This window comes from Rhodococcus koreensis, from assembly GCF_900105905.1.
In the GTDB taxonomy this organism is placed as follows: Bacteria; Actinomycetota; Actinomycetes; order Mycobacteriales; family Mycobacteriaceae; genus Rhodococcus_F; species Rhodococcus_F koreensis.
In genome coordinates this window covers 5,675,243-5,694,110 of the sequence record NZ_FNSV01000005.1, presented here as the reverse complement: position 1 = coordinate 5,694,110, position 18,868 = coordinate 5,675,243, and the positions used below count along the sequence as shown (strand labels likewise).

The following is an 18,868-nucleotide window of genomic DNA, read 5'->3' as shown; positions in this document are numbered from 1 at the left end:
GTCAGCCCCGCCTCTCGAGGCGGATCGTGACCGCCTTCGACACCGGCGTGTTCGACTTTTTCGCGACGTGATCGAGCGGGATCAGCGGATTCGTCTCCGGATAATACGCGGCCACGTTCCCGACCGGGGTGGGGTAGGGCACCAGGCGGAAATCCTCCGCCCGCCGCTCCTCCACGCTGCCGTCCGGGGTTTCCCATTCGGAGACCAGGTCCACCCGATCCCCCGCCGCGTACCCGAGGGCGGTGATGTCGAGTTCGTTGATGAACAGCACCCGCCGTCCGCCCTTGACCCCGCGGTAGCGGTCGTCGAGACCGTAGATGGTGGTGTTGTACTGATCGTGCGACCGCATGGTCTGCAGGATCAGCCTGCCGTCCGGCACCGGCACCCAGGACAACTCGTTGACCGTGAAATTGGCCTTCCCCGTGTCGGTGTCGAAGCGGCGCTCGTCGCGGGGTGGGTGCGGGAGTCCGAATCCGTCGGGTTGGCGCACCTTCCGGTTGAAGTCCGCGAACCCCGGGATCACCCGGGCAATGCTGTCGCGGATGCGGTCGTAGTCGGCCGAAAATTCCGCCCACGGCACCGCATGCTCCGGCCCGAACAACGCCTGCGCGATCCCGCAGACGATGGCGACCTCGCTGCGCAACTGCTCGCTCGCGGGGGTCAGGCCGCCGCGGGACAGGTGCACCATCGACATCGAATCCTCGACCGTCACCTGCTGCTTGCGACCGTTCTGCACGTCCTTGTCGGTGCGGCCGAGCGAGGGCAGGATCAGCGCGGCCCGCCCGGTCACCAGGTGCGAGCGGTTCAGTTTCGTCGACACCTGCACCGTCAACGCACAGTGGCGTAGCGCCGCCTCGGTGGTCTCGGTGTCCGGGGTCGCGGAGACGAAGTTGCCGCCCATCCCGACGAACACCGACGCCGTCCCGTCCCGCATCGCCCGAATCGAATCGACGGCATCGAGGCCGTGCGTGCGCGGGGACCGGATCCCGAACTCCGCATCCAACGCGGCCAGGAACGCTTCGGGCATCTTCTCCCAGATGCCCATCGTCCGGTCACCCTGGACGTTGGAGTGCCCGCGCACCGGGCACACCCCGGCCCCGGGTTTGCCGATCATCCCCTGCAACAGCAGCAGGTTCACCGCATCCTGGATGGTCGCCACCCCATGCGTCTGCTGGGTCAATCCCATCGCCCAGCAGATGATGGTCTTCTCCGATCCGATCAACGCGTCCGCCGTGGCCCGGATCTGGTCGAGCGTCAACCCGGTCGCCGCCACCACCGTCCCCAGATCGACCCGCCGCAGGTGCGCCGCGCACGCCTCGAACCCGGCGGTGTGCCGGTCGATGAACTCCCGGTCCAGCACCGTCCCCGGTGCCGCGTCTTCGGCCTCGAGCAGCAACCGGCCCAAACCTTGGAACAGGGCCTGGTCGCCGCCGATCCGGATCTGCAGGAACTCGTCCGCAATGGCCACCCCGTCCCCGACCACCCCGTGCACCTTCTGCGGGTCCTTGAACCGCAACAACCCCGCCTCCGGCAACGGGTTGATCGCGATCACCCTCGCCCCATTCGCTTTCGCCTTCTCCAGGGTGGACAGCATCCGGGGGTGATTCGTGCCCGGATTCTGGCCGGCGATCAGGATCAGATCCGCGTTCTCCAGGTCGGGGACCGACACCGACCCCTTCCCGATCCCGATCGTCTCCACCAACGCACTACCCGACGATTCGTGGCACATGTTCGAACAATCCGGCAGATTGTTCGTCCCGAACGCCCGGATCATCAACTGATACACGAACGCCGCCTCATTACTGGTGCGCCCGGACGTGTAGAACACCGCCTCGTCCGGCGATCCCAGACCCCGCAGCTCCCCGGCGATCAGCGCGAACGCCGCGTCCCACCCGATCGGCTCGTAATGCGTGGCCCCCGGCAGCAGCACCATCGGATGCGTCAGCCGGCCCTGCTGCCCCAACCAGAACTCGGTGCGGCCCAGCAACTCCTGCACCGAATGGGTGGCGAAGAACTCCGGGGTCACCGTCCGGGTCGTGGCCTCCTCCGCGACCGCCTTCGCCCCGTTCTCACAGAACTCCGCATGCTTACGGTGCCCCGGAGTCTCCGGCCACGCACACCCCGGACAGTCGAACCCGTGCCGCTGATTCAGCCGGAAGAAGGTCCGCGCCGTGCGCACCGGACCCATCTGCTCCAAACCACGCTTGAGCGAAACCAACACCGCAGGAACACCCGCCGCATAGGACTTCTCGTGCGTGACGACGACATCGTCCTCGTCGAAGGTGTACCTGTCGGTGGCCTCGGGGCGGTCGGTGGTGTCGGTCATCGAATCAGTGTCCTCGGGCAATCCACTCGGCGAGATGCGGGGCCTCGGTACCGATCGTGGTCCCGTCCCCGTGCCCGGTATGGACGAGCGTGTTCTCGGGCAACGCGAACAACCGGTCCCGGATCGACCCGATGATCGTCGGGAAATCCGAGAACGACCGACCCGTCGCACCCGGACCACCCGAGAACAGGGTGTCCCCCGAGAACAACGCCCCCACCTCCGGCAGATACAGGCACACCGACCCCGGCGAATGCCCCGGCGCATGGATCACCCGGATCTCGGTGCCCGCGATCGCGATCCGCTGCCCGTCCTCGAGGTTCCAGTACTTGCCGTCCGGGTGGCTCATCTTCCACAACACGTCATCACCCGGATGCAGCAACACCGGGGCGTGCAACCGCTCGGCCAGCTCCGGGGCGACGGTGACGTGATCGTTGTGACCGTGCGTGCAGATCACCGCGTTCACGTGCCGGCCCCCGACCGCGTCGACGATCGGCTGCGCACTGTGGGCGGCGTCCACGATCACCACATCGGTATCGTCCCCGACCAGCCAGATGTTGTTCTCGACACTCCACTCCCCACCGTCGAGGGCGAACGTGCCCTCGGTGACGACCCGCTCGATCCGCAACCGCCCGCTCACAGCACGACCACCGAACGCAGCACCTCACCGGCATGCATCCGGTGAAACGCCTCTTCGACCTCGTCGATCTTGATCCGCTCGGTCACGAACTTCTCCAACGGCAACCGGCCCTGCTGGAACAGATCCACCAGCATCGGGAAGTCGCGTTCGGGCAGGCAGTCGCCGTACCACGACGACTTCAACGACCCACCGCGGGAGAAGAAGTCGATCAACGGCATCTCCAACCGCATGTCGGGGGTCGGGACCCCCACCAAAACCACGGTGCCGGCGAGGTCGCGGGCGTAGAACGCCTGCTTCCACGTCTCCGGACGGCCGACCGCGTCGATCACCACGTCGGCACCGAAACCGCCGGTCAGCTCCCGCACCGCCTCGACCGCGTCCACCTCGCCGCCGTTGACCGTGTGCGTCGCACCCAGATCCTTCGCCCACTCGAGCTTCTTCTCGTCCCGGTCGATCGCGATGATCTTGTTCGCCCCGGCCAGCCGGGCACCCATGATCGCCGCATCCCCGACCCCGCCGCAGCCGATCACCGCCACCGAGTCGCCGCGGCCCACATTGCCGGTGTTCACCGCCGCACCGAGGCCGGCCATCACCCCGCACCCGAGCAGCCCGACGACCGCCGGGTCCGCGGACGGGTCCACCTTCGTGCACTGTCCGGCGTGGACGAGGGTCTTGTCGGCGAACGCGCCGATCCCCAGCGCCGGGGTCAGTTCGGTGCCGTCCTCGAGCGTCATCCTCTGCGCCGCGTTGTGAGTGTCGAAACAGTACTGCGGGCGACCACGCTTACACGCCCGGCACTGCCCACACACCGCCCGCCAGTTCAGCACCACGAAATCGCCGACCGCCACCGACGTCACACCCGCGCCGACACTCTCCACGATCCCGGACGCCTCGTGCCCGAGCAGGAACGGGAACTCGTCGTTGATTCCGCCGTCGCGGTAGGTCAGGTCCGTGTGGCACACACCGCACGCCGCGATATCCACCACCACCTCACCCGGACCCGGATCCGGAATATTCACGGTCGCGATCTCCACGGGGGCACCCTTGGATCGGGCGATGACGCCTCGTACCTGCTGCGGCATGGAAGGCACTCCTACATTTCTGGGCCTGTCGGCGCCACGCGGTGCGCTCCGAGGCTGTCGTACCAAGTTGTCGATAACTAATATATCAATACTCGAATGCGAACGGAAGACATTGGCGCATTTACCCGCGCGGACGCATAACCGCTGGCCAACCGGCCGGAGGCACACCTCCGTGCACGACGCGCGTCCGCCGACCACGACGCGGCGGCCCCGCCCGGCGGCGACGCGGTAACCGCACTCGGCGTCGTCGAATCTTGTTGCACAAAAGCCATATCCGCCGCAACATAGCCGACTCACACCCAGCCGGTCGACCCGCCCGGCACCTGCATGACTACGTCGATCACGGGTGGCGAAACTGTGGATATGAGCTGGAGCATTCTACCGTCAGCACTTGACATAGATCACAGTTGCGCTCACTCTTGTTCCCCGTGGAACACCTCGTTGCGTATTAAGCAACAGAGGCCAACCGGGATGATCTCCCGCACTGGCACTCCGCACTCCGTCCACACACCTACTCAGCGACACGCTGCAGGGAGACTGATGTGACAACACAAGGAAACCCAATCGAAGCGGAAACCGAAACGCGGCCTCATCAACCACCCGATCCCGACGTTACCGACCCCCTCGCCGTCAACGAATCGAAGGGCACGACCCCGCACGGTACCGATCGGGTGGTGTTCGGCGTCACGGCCGCCATCGTGGTGGCGATCCTGGCATGGGGACTGCTGTGGCCGGCGAGCCTGACCACCGCGACGTCGTCGATCCTGGACTGGGTGGTGACCAACCTGGGCTGGCTGTTCATAGTCTCCGCCACCGGGTTCGTGCTGTTCGCTGTGTGGCTGGCGCTGAGCCGGTACGGGCGAATTCCACTCGGCGGGGACGGGGAGAAACCAGAGTTCAGAACGGTCAGCTGGGTTGCGATGATGTTCAGCGCCGGCATGGGGATCGGTCTGATCTTCTGGGGCGTGACCGAACCTCTGACCCATTTCGTTCAGCCACCACCGGGAATCGGCGATTCCACGGTGGGCACCGCGATGGCGACCGCACTTTTTCATTGGGGACTGCACCCGTGGTCGATGTATGCAGTGGTCGGTCTGTCGATCGCATACGGCACGTATCGAATGGGGCGGAAGCAGCTCATCAGCTCCTCGTTCATTCCCCTCATCGGCCGCCGCGCCGAGGGACCGATCGGCAAGGTAATCGACATCCTCGCGATCTTCGCGACCATGTTCGGCACCGCGGCGTCACTGGGTCTGGGAGCACTCCAAATCGGTTCGGGAATCAAGGTTCTCGGCTGGATGAGCCAGGCCGGGACGCTTCTGCTCGTCGCGATCGTCGCCATACTCACCCTGGCGTTCGTGGCCTCGGCCGTTTCCGGTATCTCGCGCGGAATTCAATGGCTGTCGAACATCAACATGGTGCTCGCGCTTGTTCTGGCCGTCTTCGTCTTCGTCGCCGGTCCCACCGTGTTCATCTTGAATCTGCTGCCCACCACGTTGGGTGACTACGCCGCCGAAATTGCCAGTATGTCGGCACGCTCGGCTGCATCCGGCGATGCCTCGACCGAAACATGGCTCTCCTCGTGGACCATCTTCTACTGGGCGTGGTGGATTTCGTGGACCCCCTTCGTCGGGATGTTCCTGGCCCGGATCAGCAGGGGCCGGACGATTCGTCAGTTCGTCGTCGGCGTCATCCTCATTCCGAGCTCGGTGAGCCTGGTGTGGTTCGCCGTCTTCGGCGGGGCAGCGATCGGCGAACAGAGTCAGGGCACCGACCTGTTCTCCCGAGGAACCCCGGAATCGCAGCTGTTCGGCATGCTGGATCACCTGCCGCTTGCGGGCGCATCGTCGATTCTGGTGATGGCTCTCGTCGCGATCTTCTTCGTCTCCGGCGCCGACGCTGCTTCGATCGTCATGGGGACGCTGTCCCAGCGCGGCACGTTGGAACCTTCCCGCCGGACTGTCGCGTTCTGGGGTGTGGTCACCGGAGGCGTTGCGGTGCTCATGCTGTGGACCGGAGGAACGGACGCACTGAACGGCCTCCAAACCATGACCATCATCGTGGCAGCACCATTCGTGATCGTGATGATCGGCATGTGTATCTCGCTGTATCGCGACATCACCCGAGATCCCCTGGTCGCGGACAAGCAGAAGACGCCGCGGATTCCCACTTTCCGCCGGTAGCCCGAGCGACGGCGAGGTCCTGTTTCCTATCCGGTGGATATGAAGCAGGACCTCGCCGTTTTCCGCGGCCCGTCTGCGCCGACGCGGCTTTGTCCTATCGATTCAGGAAACCGCGCCGCCGCTTCCGAAGGATCGCCGTCTGCAGCCCCTGACGACGCCCGGTGGCCGGATCGATTGTTGCCGTGGTGTTTCCACCGAACTTGCGCTCCGACGCCGTCTCCGGCGCGTCGTCCGTGGTCGCCTTGAGGTACTTGTTCGGCAACGACAGCTTGGCGATGGTGCGCCACGACTTCGCGTACTGCACCAGGAACGGGCCGGTCGTGTACGGCAGGTCGTATTTCTCGCACAGCGCCCGCACCCGGACGGCGATCTCCGCGTAGCGGTTGCTCGGCAGGTCGGGGAACAGGTGGTGCTCGATCTGGTAGCTCAGGTTGCCGGACATGAAGTCCATCAGCCTGCTGCCCTCGATGTTGGCGCTACCGAGCATCTGGCGCAGGTACCACTCGGGCTGCGTCTCGTTGTCGATGTCGGCCTTCGTGAACTTCTCGGCGCCGTCCGGGAAGTGCCCGCAGAAGATGATCGCGTTCGCCCACACGTTGCGGATGGTGTTCGCCGCGAAGTTCGCCGTGATCGTGCTCTTCCATGCCGGGCCGGTGAGGGCCGGGTAGATCACGTAATCCTTGACCAGCTGCTTGCCGATCTTCGTGCCGACCTCGCGGGCCTTCTGTTTCGTCTCCGGGCTGAGGTCACCCCGCTTGACCACCTTGCCGAGCTCGAGGTGCTGCACAGCGACGCCCCACTGGAAGAACAGCGTCAGCAGGGTGTTGTAGACGAGATTGCCGGTATTGAACGGCCGCCACCGCTGGTCGCGAGTGACCCGGAGCAGGCCGTATCCCACGTCGTCGTCCATGCCGAGAACGTTGGTGTACTTGTGGTGCAGATAGTTGTGCGTCTGCTTCCAGTGCGCGGATGGATCGTGGATATCCCATTCCCACGACGTGGAGTGGATTTCCGGATCGTTCATCCAGTCCCACTGCCCGTGCATCACGTTGTGGCCGAGTTCCATGTTCTCGATGATCTTCGAGACACCGAGCATGCCCGCCCCGAGCAGCCATGCCGGCCGTCTGCGACTCCCGAACAGCACTGCGCGGCCGCCGATCTCGAGCGAACGCTGCAACCTGATGGTGTTCCGCACGTAGCGCGCGTCGCGCTCCCCGCGAGATTCTTCGATATCGCGGCGGATCGCATCCAACTCGCGCCCGAGCGCCTCGACATCGGCTTCGGTGAGATGTGCGTATTCCTTGACATCTGCAATCGCCATGGCAACCCTTCCCGGCTTGGCATGCTCGAACGACGCATGTCGCGTCGTCGGCTCTTCGCGATTCGTAACCTACGGTACCGTAGGTAAGTGTTACCTTACACACCCGAAGCCGGGATCGCGAGGGGGCGACGACGCGAATCCCGCGACCCGGCCACAGCACCCGAAGAGCATCGGAGTGTGAGATACACTGCAAAGGAACAGCTTTGATGCCGATTCGTGTGGTCCACTCCGGACGATGCAGGCCTGGCGCCGCCGCCCGCCGCACACGAGGCCAACCCGCGCCCTCCCGTCGCGGGTACAGATCAGCCTGAGCCCAGTCGGCCGACACCATCCACTACGCGTACAACTATGGAGTCGAAATGTCGCTGCAGAACTTCACGGCAGTCGTGGCACAGCCGGATGGAGTGGACTGGCGCCTACGAGCACGATGCCGATCCGAGGGCATGGACGTCTTCTTCCCTCCGGACGGCGAAAGCAAACCCCGCCGCATCGAACGCGAACGCGCAGCCAAGGACATTTGCGCCACCTGCCCGGTGATCGACCTGTGCAGAGATCACGCACTGGCATCGAAGGAATCACACGGGGTATGGGGCGGGATGTCGGAGTCCGACCGCCGCAAGAGCGCCTCCATCGGGCGAGAAATACGACGTCGGAGTCTGCAACTACTGCAGCGCTACCAGCAGGATTGACGGGCTCCGACCGGCTTCGCCCCTCAGTCGACCTCGACGACGATCTCCACCTCGACCGGCGCATCGATCGGGAGCACGGCAACCCCGACCGCCGAACGGGCATGCACCCCGGCGGCGCCGAAGATCTCCGTGAGCAACGTGTATAGCAGGTCATCGAGCGAGGGTTGACCCGCTACGTGACACACACTACAGTGCTTGATATATCAGTTGTCGACACCGCTCTTCCCGCTTGCCGATCATCCGTTCCCGCTCGCACTTGTCGCGTGTACGACCAAGGCGCAGTGTGCAATACGGACGATCCGCGGAGTGCAGGCGATCGCACATCCACTTCAGGAAGGACCATCATGGGTTCACCGCGCGTCGTGATCATCGGAGCCGGCATCGTCGGTGCGAACCTGGCCGACGAGCTCACCGCTCGTGGCTGGGACAAGATCACCGTCCTCGACCAGGGGCCGCTGCCACTGACCGGCGGCTCCACCTCCCACGCGCCGGGGCTGGTGTTCCAGACGAACGCCTCGAAGACGATGACCGAACTCGCCCGCTACACCGTCGAGAAGTTCCTCAGCCTCGACGTCGACGGCCAGTGGTGCTTCAACCAGCTCGGCGGCCTCGAGATCGCCACCACCGAGGAACGGTTGGCGGACCTGCACCGCAAGCAGGGCTGGGCCACCTCCTGGGGCATCGACGGCAGCGTCCTCGACCCGGCCGAGTGCGCGAAGCTGCACCCCCTCCTCGACCAGAAGCGGGTCCTCGGCGGCCTCTACGTGGAAACCGACGGCCTCGCCAAGGCCGCCCGCGTCGTCGTCGCCCTGGCCCGCCGCGCCGAGGCCCGCGGTGCCGTGTTCCAGGGTTCGACGAAGGTGATCGGCATCGAGCACGCCGGCGGCAAGGTCACCGGCGTCACCACCAACCACGGCGTGATCCCCGCCGACATCGTCGTCTCCTGCGCCGGATTCTGGGGCCCCGAACTCGGCGAACTCGTCGGCATGGACGTCCCCCTCCTGCCGCTGGCGCACCAGTACGCCACCACCGACCAGATCCCCGAACTCGTCGGCCGCAACACCACCCTCGCCGAGGCCGGCTTCCCGATCCTGCGGCACCAGGACCAGGACCTCTACTTCCGCGAGCACGTCGACCGCCTCGGCATCGGCAGCTACGCGCACCGCCCGATGCCGGTGAACACCCGCGAGTTGACCGACAGCGCCGACATCTCCGACTCCGCCATGCCCTCGATGCTGGCGTTCACCGAAGAGGACTTCGCACCGTCGTGGGAGCAGTCCAAGCTGCTGCTGCCCTGCCTCGAGACCGCGAAGATCGAGCACGGCTTCAACGGGGTGTTCTCCTTCACCCCCGACGGCGGCCCGCTGATCGGCGAATCCCCCGACATCACCGGATTCTGGATCGCCGAGGCCGTGTGGGTCACCCACTCCGCCGGCGTCGCCCGCGCCGTCGCGCAACTGCTCGTCGACGGCCGCTCCGAGGTCGAACTGCACGGCTGCGACGTGCACCGGTTCGAGGACATCCAACTCGACCCCGACTACGTCAGCGAAACCTCCCAGCAGAACTTCGTCGAAATCTACGACGTCATGCACCCCCTGCAACCGAAGCAATCCCCCCGTGGCATCCGGGTCAGCCCGTTCCACGCCCGCCAGAGCGAACTCGGCGCCGTCTTCCTCGAGGGCGCCGGCTGGGAACGCCCGCACTGGTACGAGGCCAACGCGCACCTGCTCGACCAGCTTCCTGCCCAGTGGCAGCCGCCGGCCCGCGAACCGTGGGCCGCGATGTTCCACTCCCCCATCGCCGCCGCCGAGGCCTGGAAGACCCGCACGTCGGTGGCGATGTACGACATGACCCCCCTCAAACGGCTCGAGGTCTCCGGGCCCGGCGCCCTGGCCCTGCTCGAACCGCTGACCACCGGCAAGATGGACAAAACCGTCGGCGCGGTCACCTACACCCTCGCCCTCGACACCGCCGGCGGCATCCGCAGCGACCTCACCGTCGCCCGCCTGGCCGACACCGTCTTCCAGATCGGCGCCAACAGCAACCTCGACCTCGACTACCTGCGCCGCCACGCCCCCACCGACGGCACCGTCCAGATCCGCGACATCACCGGTGGCACCTGCTGCATCGGCCTGTGGGGGCCCCGCGCCCGCGACCTGGTCCAGGCCATCAGCCGCGACGACTTCTCCAACGAGAACTTCAAATACTTCCGCTCCAAGCAGGTCCGGATCGGCGGCATCCCGGTCACCGCGATGCGCCTGTCCTACGTCGGCGAACTCGGCTGGGAGCTCTACACCACCGCCGACAACGGCCAACGCCTCTGGGACGTGCTCTGGGCGGAGGGACAGCAGTACGAGATCATCGCCGCCGGCCGGGCCGCGTTCAACAGCCTCCGGATGGAGAAGGGCTACCGCTCCTGGGGCACCGACATGACCACCGAACACAACCCCTACGAGGCCGGACTCGGGTTCGCCGTCCGCCCCCAGAAGGGCGACTTCGTCGGCCGCGACGCACTCGACGGTGTGTCCGACGACACCGTCACGCGGCGCCTCGCCTGCCTGATGATCGACGACCGCACCTCGGTGGTGCTGGGCCACGAACCCGTCTACCTCGACGGCCAACCCGCCGGCTACGTCACCAGCGCCGCCTACGGCCACACCGTCGGCGCCCCCATCGCCTACGCCTGGCTACCCGCCACCGCCGGCACCGGCAGCACCGTCGAGATCGACTACTTCGGCACCCGCATCCCCGCCACCATCGTCGCCGAACCCCTCGTCGACCCCGAAATGAAAAAAATCCGAGCATAAACCACACCGGTGCCGGCCCGCTCCGCGAGTGGGCCGGCACCCTGTTCGGTCATTGCAGCGCCCGCCCACAGAAGAGGAAGACCACGCTGATGCAACAGGAAACCATCAGTTCATTTCTGGACTCACTCGCCGCACGGGTTCCCGCGCCGGGTGGCGGCGCAACTGCCGCGCTGCACGTCGGGCAGGCCGCGGCCCTGGTGGCAATGGTCGCCCGATATACGACCGGAGACCGGTACGCGGAGCACTCCGCTCTGGTCGAGCGGGTGTGCACCAGCGCGGATGCGCTGCGGGGCAAGGCGTTGCAGTTCGCCGAGGACGACATGGCCGCCTTCACGTCCGTGATCGATGCTTACAAACTTCCCAAGGGCACAGACGAAGAGAACGCCGCGCGTTCCGCAGCGATCGAAGGTGCCCTGGTGAACGCGGCTCGGGTTCCCGTCGAGGTGATCGATGCAGCAGCGGCGGTGGTCACGCTCGCCGAAGAACTCGGTCCCGTCGCAAACCGCAATGTCGTCAGTGACGTCGCGGCCGCGACGGAGGCGGCCCGGGCCGCGGCCACGACCGCACGGGTCAACGTCGAGATCAACCTGCCGGGCATCACCGACCCGGCCATCCGACAATCGCTCATCGACAGCGCCGCCGGCGTCGACGCACTCGCCGACCGTGCCGACGCAGTGACTGCCCAAGTGAGAAAGCAACTGAACTCATGACCAGAATTCTGGGTGGCTCCGATCTGGCAGCCGCAATCCGCAACGATGCGTCGGTCGCGGCGGCCGCGCTCACCGAGATCGGGATCCGGCCCAAGCTGGCGGTCGTGCTGGCCACCGCCGACGAGTCCACCGCCTGGTACGTCCGATCCATCGCCGGCGCCGCCCGACGCACCGGAATCGAGTGCGACATCGTCGATTTCGGGCCGGAGGCGACGACCGAAGAGATTCACGCCGTCCTCGTCGAACTCGGCCACGACCCGGATGTGCACGGCATCATCCTGCAGACCCCGCTACCGGACGGCACCGATCTCGACCTTCTGCGGGAAGCGATCAATCCCGGCAAGGACATCGACGGCACGAACCCGGTCAGCCTCGGTCGGCTGATCGCGCACCTGCCGGCCTTCGCGCCCGCCACTGCACAGGCAGTGCTCGCGTTGCTCGACCACCACGGAATCGATCTGCGCGGCAAGACCGCCACCGTGGTGGGACGGTCGACGGTCGTCGGGACCCCCGTTGCGCATCTGCTCGTGCAGCGTGACGCGACGGTGACCGTGTGCCACCGGCACACCGCCGATCTGGTGGCGGGCACCCGTTCTGCCGATATCGTCGTCGTTGCGGTGGGGATTCCGAGACTGATCACGGCGGAGCACATCAGCGATGGTGCGGTGGTGATCGACGTCGGTACGACTGCCACCGACGACGGGCTACTCCTCGGCGACGTCGACGCAGACTCGGTGGACGGGCGCGCCGGTGCGCTGACCCCGGTTCCTGGTGGGGTGGGACCGGTGACGACGGCGCTGTTGCTCAATCACACCGTCGATGCGGCGTCGACCCAGAGCGCCGTGAGGCGAGCCGCGAGCCTCGTCGGGCTGCAGAGCAGCCGCTGAAAGTCTTGGTGGGTAATCGGTCTTTCCGGGGAGGGTTCGCCCGATTACCCACCATCCTGTCGGTGCCGCGCCGCGGCCCGGGTACTAGATGATGGTGCGTACTGCCTGCTCGAACCCGGTGACATGCCGGCGTGCGATATCCGCAGCGAGGTCCGCCTGCCCGCCGGCAATCGCGCGCAACAGTTCTCCGTGCTCTCCGACGTGCTGGGGAACCGACGGCAGCCGTTCGAGAAAGAGGCAGAAGATCCGAGTCGCGAGATTGTCGTACCGGACGAGGACATCTTCGAGGTGTGGGTTGCGTGAGGCCCGATATATGGTCCGGTGCACGGTGAGATCCCACCGCATCAGTTCGTGCCGCTCGATTCCGAGAACGTCGAGCTCGTCTGTCTTGTCGGCCATGTCGAGGAGCAACTGGCGAAGAGTCGGCGAGGCCCCTTCCGCCGCTCGGCGTGCCGCCACGGGCTCGAGGTGGGCTCGGATCTCGGAGATGTGGCCGAGGTCGGCGACGTCGACGCCGGTCGCGAAGGTTCCACGACGAGGAAATGACACCACGAGGCGTTCCGCTTCGAGTCGCTTGAGAGCTTCTCGGACCGGGGTCCGCCCGACACCGAGCTGTTCGGCGAGGTCACCTTCGACGATCGCGTCGTTGGGGCGGATGTCGAGCATGATCAGCTTGTCCTGGATCGCCGTGTAGGCGCGGTCCGCGAGAGAAGTCACGCCGTGCTCCGCTGATACCGCCTCCAGCCTCATGAGCGTCATCCTAGCGTTTCCCTTCTCCAACTCTTGACCCGTTCTTCTACACCTGAAATACTAGTACCAATCTGATATATCAGTCTAGTAGGACTGGGACTCCAGAAGAGCGCATGTGATGCTGACGTCGCCGGCAACGGAAGGTGGGGCGGCGACAGCACCGAACCGATATCCCCCGAACACCGATGCTGCCCGGCAGCGTCCAGCCCCGAGGAGACGCACATGACCGAAACCTTCACCTTGACGCTCAGCAGCGCTCAGCGCCCCGGAATCGTCCACGCCGTCAGTTCCTTTCTGTTCGAGCAGAACTGCGACATCGCCGAGCACCAGCAGTTCGACGACACGCAGAACGACGCCTTCTTCCTCCGCACGTCGTTCGTCTCCTCCGGCAATCTCGACATCGATCGACTGACGAGCGAGTTTCGCAGTGTCGCCGACAAGTTCGGCATGACGTTCAGCTTCAACGGGTGCAGCGTGCCGCGTGTTGTCGTGATGGTCTCGAAGATGGGGCATTGCCTCAACGACCTCATCTTCCGGTGGCGCGCCGGCAATCTCGGAGCAGAGCTGGTCGCTGTCGTCTCCAACCACGAGGTCCTTCGTCCCATGGCCGAAGCGGCCGGCCTGCCTTTCATCCACATTCCCGTGACGGCCGCGACGAAGCCGCAGGCCGAGGCGCAGCTCCTCGACCTCGTGGACGAGTACGACGCAGACCTGGTCGTCCTCGCGCGGTACATGCAGGTGCTGTCGAACGACGCATGCCGCAAGCTCCACGGCCGCGCGATCAACATTCATCATTCCTTCCTGCCCGGTTTCAAGGGCGCCAAGCCCTACCACCAGGCCTTCGACCGGGGCGTCAAGCAGGTCGGCGCCACCGCCCACTACGTCACACCGGACCTGGACGAAGGTCCCATCATCGAGCAGGAAGTCATCCGCATCGATCACAGCCACGACCCCGCACGTCTGGCCACCGTCGGCCAGGATGCCGAAGCACTGGCATTGTCCCGCGCCGTGCGCTGGCACTGCGAGAACCGCGTCCTTCTGCACGGGCACAGGACCGTCATCTTCAGCTGACGAGCTACCGAAAGATTCCACGATGAGACGATTGTCAGTACAGCACGGCGCGAGAACCGACGAGTACTCGACCGGTTTCACCGCTCACGTACTCGACGGCGGCATACTTCGGATCCTCGCCCCGGACAAGCAGATTTCCGCGTCGTATCCACCGGCCAGCTGGACCATTCTGGCCTGTCTGCCGGAAGTCCGTTGAAAACGCCTGCCGGACTTCGACTCGGCGGTTCACGACGGAACCAGAAATGACTGCAGGCCGCCGCTGATGTGCGGCGGCCTGCAGCGTCGGAAGTCGCCTCGTGTGCTGCCTACGTGCGGGACCCGACGAATTCCGCGGGTACGAGCGCCTGCAACCCACCCGACGGAGTGAGGGCATGGGTCATCCGGATGTCGTGCGGCTCGTCCGGAAGCGCATCGACCAGCTCGGCGTCATTGACCACTGCGATCAACGGGACGTCGCCGTCGACCATCGCCAGGCTGCGGTCGTAGTAGCCGGCCCCTCGCCCCAATCGGACTCCCCGACAGTCGACCGCAAGCGCCGGCACGATGATCGCATCCGCGCGGGCCAACCCTCCGGGCCCGAGATCCGGACCGGTTGGTTCACGCAGCCCGAACGCAGCAGGGCTCAGGTCGGCCGGTCCGGTGTACAGGGCCCACGACAGCGGGCTGTTCACGACGGTGAAGGGAAGCAGCACCTGAACCCCCGCGTCCACCAGCGCATCCAGCATCGCAACGGACCCTGGTTCGCTGTCCATCGGAACATAGGCGGCCACAGCCTGTCCCGGCCGCGCCACCTTCCCGATATGGTCGGCGATGCGCCAGCTCGCGCGGTCCCTGTCGTCGATGGTCTGTTGCTTACGCACGTGGAGAACTCGTCGCCTCCATGCGTCCTTGCCATCGATGTCGTGAAAAGTCATGTCGAATTCCACCAGTCGTAGTAAATGATCGGCCTCGGCTACGGCTTCGCCGCCCGTGCGCCTTTTTGGTAGCGGGAACAACCAGAAAGGCGCACGGGCGCGGAGCGCCTACAGCAGGTTTCGGATAGCCGCTTCGAAACCGCTGACGTGCCCGAGCGTCAACGACGTGGCGGTGTCCTCGTCGCCGTCGACGATCGCCCGCAGAAGGGTGATGTGCTCGCGGACGTGGCTGGCGACGTCGGGGAGTCGGTCGAGGAACAGGCACCAGATGCGGGTGGCGTGGGCGTCGAGGCTGACGAGGATGTCCTCGAGGTGCGGGTTGCCCGAGGCCCGGTAGATCTCGCGGTGCACGTGGACGTCCTTGCGCAGCACCTCGCGGGGGTCCTCGGTGTCGGAGATCTCGGCGATGTCGGCGGCGAGCGCGGCGAGTCGGGCCCGGGCGTCCTGGGTCGCGGAGCGCGCGGCGCGGGCGGCGGCGGTCGGTTCGAGTCGTTTGCGGATCTCGGAGATGTCGGCGAGGTCGGTCATGTCGACGGCGGTGGCGAAGGTGCCGCGGCGGGGGTAGGCGACGACGAGGCGTTCGCGTTCGAGGCGCTTGAGGGCCTCGCGCACCGGGGTGCGGCCGAAACCGAGTTCCTCGGCGAGGCGGTCGTCGTTGATCGGCTCACCCGGCCGGATATCGAGCATGACCAGGCGTTCGCGGATGATCTCGTACGCGCGTTCAGCGTTGGTGCCGCCCGCAGATGCGATCTCGATTACCGCCGATTGCGCCATGCTCATATTCGTCTCCGGAAATGTCGTTCGAGCCTTGACTGTGATCCACTACTGATCATACTCTACCTTCAGTTTGATATATCAGTAATTCGGCACTGGTCTCTCAGAAGGGCGAATCTCTTGACTCTCGACATTGACGGCCGCACCGCAGCCGCACCCGTCTCCAATCCGACGTTGACTCGGCGGTTGGTGGATCTCGATCCGGCCGTGCATGCGGCGATCGGGGCCGAGTTGGCGCGGCAGCAGGGCACCCTGGAGATGATCGCCAGTGAGAATTTCGCGCCGCTCGCGGTGATGCAGGCGCAGGGGTCGGTGCTGACCAACAAGTACGCCGAGGGCTACCCGGGCCGCCGGTATTACGGGGGGTGTGAGCACGTCGACGTGATCGAGCAGTTGGCGATCGACCGCCTGACCGCGCTGTTCGGTGCGGGGTTCGCGAACGTGCAACCGCATTCGGGGGCGCAGGCCAACGCCGCGGCGATGGCGGCGCTGCTGACCCCCGGTGATTCCATCCTCGGGTTGGATCTCGCGCACGGCGGTCACCTCACGCACGGGATGAAGCTGAACTTCTCCGGCAAGCTCTACGACGTCGCCGCGTACCACGTCCGCGAGGACGACCACCTCGTCGACATGGACGAGGTCGAACGCCTGGCCCGCGAGCACCGCCCGAAGCTGATCATGGCCGGCTGGTCCGCGTACCCCCGCCAACTCGACTTCCCCCGGTTCCGGGCCATCGCCGACGAGGTCGGCGCCTACCTGATGGTCGACATGGCGCACTTCGCCGGCCTGGTCGCCGCCGGACTGCACCCCTCCCCCGTCCCGCACGCCCACGTGGTCACCTCCACCACCCACAAGACGTTGGGCGGGCCCCGCGGCGGCGTCATCCTCACCAACGACGCGGCGCTGGCGAAGAAGTTCAACTCCTCGGTCTTCCCCGGCCAGCAGGGCGGCCCGCTCGAGCACGTGATCGCCGGCAAGGCCGTCGCGTTCAAGCTCGCCGCCGAACCCGAATTCGCCGAACGCCAGCAGCGCACCCTGGCCGGCGCGAAGATCCTCGCCGACCGCCTCCTGCAAACCGATTCGCGGGCCGCCGGGATCAACGTCGTCTCCGGCGGCACCGACGTGCACCTGGTGCTGGTGGACCTGCGTGAGTCCGAACTCGACGGCAAGCAGGCCGAGGACCGGCTGCACCGGGTGGGGATCACCGTCAACCGCAACGCCGTCCCGTTCGACCCCCGCCCGCCGATGATCTCCTCCGGGGTGCGGATCGGCACCCCGGCGCTGGCCACCCGCGGTTTCGACGAGGCCGCGTTCACCGAGGTCGCCGACATCATCAGCCACGCGCTGCGCCCGGCCACCGACGAGGCCGGCCTGACCGCGCTGCGGGCCCGGGTCGACGCCCTCGCCGCCGCGTTCCCGCTCTACCCCGACCTCACGGAGACGAACTGATGACGACCCTGAGCTCCGGCACTGCAGCGACCCCGCCCGGTGCGCACCTGCCCGATCACCCGGACTTTCTGTGGCGTAACCCGGAACCGAAGAAGTCCTACGACATCGTGATCGTCGGCGGCGGCGGCCACGGCCTCGCGACCGCGCACTACCTCGCCAAGAACCACGGCATCACCAACGTCGCCGTGCTGGAGAAGGGCTGGCTCGCGGGCGGCAACATGGCCCGCAACACCACCCTGATCCGGTCGAACTACCTGTGGGACGAGAGCACCCGCATCTACGAACACGCCCTCAAACTGTGGGAGGGCCTCGAGGAGGACCTGGACTACCCGATCCTGTTCAGCCAGCGCGGCGTCCTCAACCTCGCCCACAGCCTCCAGGACGTCCGCGACAGCGTCCGCCGCGTCGAGGCCAACAAACTCAACGGCATCGACGCCGAATGGGTCGGACCCGACGAGGTCAAAAAACTCTGCCCCCTGGTCAACATCTCCGCCGACATCCGCTACCCCGTCCTCGGCGCCACCTACCAACCCCGCGCCGGCATCGCCAAACACGACTACGTGGCGTGGGGATTCGCCCGCCGCGCCGACCAAGCCGGCATCGACATCATCCAGAACTGCGAGGTCACCGGCTTCGTCACCGACGGCAACAAGGTGACCGGGGTCCGCACCACCCGCGGCGACATCGCCACCGGGCAGGTCGCGCTCTGCGCCGCCGGGCACACCTCCACCCTCACCGACATGCTCGGCATCGCCACCCCCCTGCAGTCCCACCCGCTGCAGGCTTTGGTCTCCGAACTCCTCGAGCCGGTGCACCCGACGATCGTGATGTCCAACGCCATCCACGTCTACGTCTCCCAGGCCCACAAGGGGGAACTGGTGATGGGCGCCGGCGTCGACTCCTACAACGGCTACGGCCAACGCGGCGCCTTCCACATCATCGAACGCCAGATGGCCGCCGCCGTCGAGTTGTTCCCCGTCTTCGCCCGCGCGCATCTGCTGCGCACCTGGGGCGGCATCGTCGACACCTGCCCCGACGCCTCCCCGATCGTCGGCCGCACCCCCTACGACAACGTCTACCTCAACGGCGGGTGGGGCACCGGCGGCTTCAAGGCCACCCCCGGGCTCGGCTGGTGCCTGGCCGACACCCTCGCGAACGACGAACCGCACGACTACATCGCCCCGTTCAGCCTCGACCGGTTCGTCACCGGCGCCCTCGTCGACGAGCACGGCGCCGCCGCCGTCGCCCACTAACCCCAATGCCGCGCA

General features: G+C 66.3%; 16 protein-coding genes and 1 pseudogene. 9 read left to right on the top strand and 8 right to left on the bottom strand.

Annotated features, from left to right (window positions below):
* Position 1: 1 nt before the first annotated feature.
* From BLV94_RS30450 to BLV94_RS30440, 3 genes are read right to left on the bottom strand one after another with little or no spacing between them, the layout of a single operon-like run.
* Positions 2-2,326 carry an FdhF/YdeP family oxidoreductase gene (locus BLV94_RS30450; protein WP_072944309.1) on the bottom strand — a complete coding sequence of 775 codons (2,325 nt, stop codon included), beginning with the start codon at positions 2,324-2,326 and terminating at the stop codon, positions 2-4.
* A gap of 4 nt (positions 2,327-2,330) precedes the next feature.
* Positions 2,331-2,963: an MBL fold metallo-hydrolase gene (locus BLV94_RS30445; protein WP_072944307.1), complete on the bottom strand. Its 633-nt coding sequence runs from the start codon at positions 2,961-2,963 to the stop codon at positions 2,331-2,333.
* Positions 2,960-4,045 carry an S-(hydroxymethyl)mycothiol dehydrogenase gene (locus BLV94_RS30440; RefSeq protein ID WP_074933850.1) on the bottom strand — a complete coding sequence of 362 codons (1,086 nt, stop codon included), beginning with the start codon at positions 4,043-4,045 and terminating at the stop codon, positions 2,960-2,962. Before BLV94_RS30440 ends, BLV94_RS30445 begins: the two co-directional genes overlap by 4 nt.
* Positions 4,046-4,719: 674 nt before the next feature.
* Here BLV94_RS30440 and BLV94_RS30435 point away from each other — a divergent pair.
* Positions 4,720-6,228, top strand: coding sequence for a BCCT family transporter (locus tag BLV94_RS30435; protein ID WP_072951665.1), 1,509 nt, complete (start codon positions 4,720-4,722; stop codon positions 6,226-6,228).
* 94 nt (positions 6,229-6,322) lie between these two features.
* Here BLV94_RS30435 and BLV94_RS30430 read toward each other — a convergent pair whose 3' ends face one another.
* Positions 6,323-7,549, bottom strand: a complete 1,227-nt coding sequence (locus BLV94_RS30430) for a fatty acid desaturase family protein (protein ID WP_072951663.1) — start codon at positions 7,547-7,549, stop codon at positions 6,323-6,325.
* A gap of 359 nt (positions 7,550-7,908) precedes the next feature.
* Between BLV94_RS30430 and BLV94_RS30425 the strand changes: the two genes are divergently transcribed.
* Positions 7,909-8,238, top strand: coding sequence for a WhiB family transcriptional regulator (locus BLV94_RS30425; RefSeq protein ID WP_072951661.1), 330 nt, complete (start codon positions 7,909-7,911; stop codon positions 8,236-8,238).
* Positions 8,239-8,261: 23 nt separating this feature from the next.
* Here BLV94_RS30425 and BLV94_RS30420 read toward each other — a convergent pair.
* Positions 8,262-8,375, bottom strand: a pseudogene (locus BLV94_RS30420) (RidA family protein); the annotation flags it as partial.
* Positions 8,376-8,582: 207 nt separating this feature from the next.
* Between BLV94_RS30420 and BLV94_RS30415 the strand changes: the two are divergent.
* From BLV94_RS30415 to BLV94_RS30405, 3 genes are all read left to right on the top strand, one after another.
* On the top strand, positions 8,583-11,045 hold the full coding sequence (locus BLV94_RS30415; protein WP_074933846.1) for a GcvT family protein: 2,463 nt from the start codon (positions 8,583-8,585) through the stop codon (positions 11,043-11,045).
* 89 nt (positions 11,046-11,134) lie between these two features.
* Positions 11,135-11,755 (top strand): cyclodeaminase/cyclohydrolase family protein, encoded by a 621-nt coding sequence (locus BLV94_RS30410; protein ID WP_072951710.1) that lies wholly within the window; start codon positions 11,135-11,137, stop codon positions 11,753-11,755.
* Positions 11,752-12,642 carry a bifunctional 5,10-methylenetetrahydrofolate dehydrogenase/5,10-methenyltetrahydrofolate cyclohydrolase gene (locus BLV94_RS30405; protein ID WP_072951709.1) on the top strand — a complete coding sequence of 297 codons (891 nt, stop codon included), beginning with the start codon at positions 11,752-11,754 and terminating at the stop codon, positions 12,640-12,642. Before BLV94_RS30410 ends, BLV94_RS30405 begins: the two co-directional genes overlap by 4 nt.
* A gap of 84 nt (positions 12,643-12,726) precedes the next feature.
* Here the strand turns inward: BLV94_RS30405 and BLV94_RS30400 are convergent, their stop codons facing one another.
* Entirely contained in the window at positions 12,727-13,401 is a 675-nt protein-coding gene (locus BLV94_RS30400) for a GntR family transcriptional regulator (protein ID WP_072951708.1), read from the bottom strand.
* 213 nt (positions 13,402-13,614) lie between these two features.
* Here BLV94_RS30400 and purU point away from each other — a divergent pair, with 213 nt between their 5' ends.
* On the top strand, positions 13,615-14,463 hold the full coding sequence (gene purU / locus BLV94_RS30395) for a formyltetrahydrofolate deformylase (protein WP_072951706.1): 849 nt from the start codon (positions 13,615-13,617) through the stop codon (positions 14,461-14,463).
* Positions 14,464-14,485: 22 nt separating this feature from the next.
* A complete protein-coding gene (locus tag BLV94_RS49685; protein WP_167372194.1) occupies positions 14,486-14,659 on the top strand; it encodes a hypothetical protein in 174 nt (57 codons plus the stop codon).
* A 109-nt stretch (positions 14,660-14,768) separates the two neighbouring features.
* Here the strand turns inward: BLV94_RS49685 and BLV94_RS30390 are convergent, their stop codons facing one another.
* Positions 14,769-15,377, bottom strand: a complete 609-nt coding sequence (locus BLV94_RS30390; protein WP_072951711.1) for a 5-formyltetrahydrofolate cyclo-ligase — start codon at positions 15,375-15,377, stop codon at positions 14,769-14,771.
* Positions 15,378-15,485: 108 nt separating this feature from the next.
* Positions 15,486-16,157, bottom strand: a complete 672-nt coding sequence (locus BLV94_RS30385; RefSeq protein ID WP_074933844.1) for a GntR family transcriptional regulator — start codon at positions 16,155-16,157, stop codon at positions 15,486-15,488.
* A gap of 126 nt (positions 16,158-16,283) precedes the next feature.
* On the opposite strand from BLV94_RS30385, the gene glyA reads away from it, so the two are divergent.
* Together glyA and BLV94_RS30375 are read left to right on the top strand one after the other, a co-directional pair.
* Positions 16,284-17,600, top strand: coding sequence for a serine hydroxymethyltransferase (gene glyA, locus BLV94_RS30380; RefSeq protein WP_371851627.1), 1,317 nt, complete (start codon positions 16,284-16,286; stop codon positions 17,598-17,600).
* Positions 17,600-18,853: a sarcosine oxidase subunit beta family protein gene (locus tag BLV94_RS30375; RefSeq protein WP_072951635.1), complete on the top strand. Its 1,254-nt coding sequence runs from the start codon at positions 17,600-17,602 to the stop codon at positions 18,851-18,853. Before glyA ends, BLV94_RS30375 begins: the two co-directional genes overlap by 1 nt.
* The last annotated feature ends 15 nt before the right edge of the window (positions 18,854-18,868 follow it).

Excerpts from the sequence above, each read along its gene's own strand:
- BLV94_RS30390 (WP_072951711.1), bottom strand. The coding sequence starts at position 15,377 with ATGACTTTTCACGACATCGATGGCAAGGACGCATGGAGGCGACGAGTT.
- BLV94_RS49685 (WP_167372194.1), top strand. The coding sequence starts at position 14,486 with ATGAGACGATTGTCAGTACAGCACGGCGCGAGAACCGACGAGTACTCG.
- BLV94_RS30385 (WP_074933844.1), bottom strand. The coding sequence starts at position 16,157 with ATGAGCATGGCGCAATCGGCGGTAATCGAGATCGCATCTGCGGGCGGC.
- BLV94_RS30440 (WP_074933850.1), bottom strand. The coding sequence starts at position 4,045 with ATGCCGCAGCAGGTACGAGGCGTCATCGCCCGATCCAAGGGTGCCCCC.
- BLV94_RS30425 (WP_072951661.1), top strand. The coding sequence starts at position 7,909 with ATGTCGCTGCAGAACTTCACGGCAGTCGTGGCACAGCCGGATGGAGTG.
- BLV94_RS30375 (WP_072951635.1), top strand. The coding sequence starts at position 17,600 with ATGACGACCCTGAGCTCCGGCACTGCAGCGACCCCGCCCGGTGCGCAC.
- BLV94_RS30430 (WP_072951663.1), bottom strand. The coding sequence starts at position 7,549 with ATGGCGATTGCAGATGTCAAGGAATACGCACATCTCACCGAAGCCGAT.
- BLV94_RS30400 (WP_072951708.1), bottom strand. The coding sequence starts at position 13,401 with ATGACGCTCATGAGGCTGGAGGCGGTATCAGCGGAGCACGGCGTGACT.
- BLV94_RS30415 (WP_074933846.1), top strand. The coding sequence starts at position 8,583 with ATGGGTTCACCGCGCGTCGTGATCATCGGAGCCGGCATCGTCGGTGCG.
- BLV94_RS30410 (WP_072951710.1), top strand. The coding sequence starts at position 11,135 with ATGCAACAGGAAACCATCAGTTCATTTCTGGACTCACTCGCCGCACGG.
- BLV94_RS30450 (WP_072944309.1), bottom strand. The coding sequence starts at position 2,326 with ATGACCGACACCACCGACCGCCCCGAGGCCACCGACAGGTACACCTTC.
- purU (WP_072951706.1), top strand. The coding sequence starts at position 13,615 with ATGACCGAAACCTTCACCTTGACGCTCAGCAGCGCTCAGCGCCCCGGA.
- BLV94_RS30405 (WP_072951709.1), top strand. The coding sequence starts at position 11,752 with ATGACCAGAATTCTGGGTGGCTCCGATCTGGCAGCCGCAATCCGCAAC.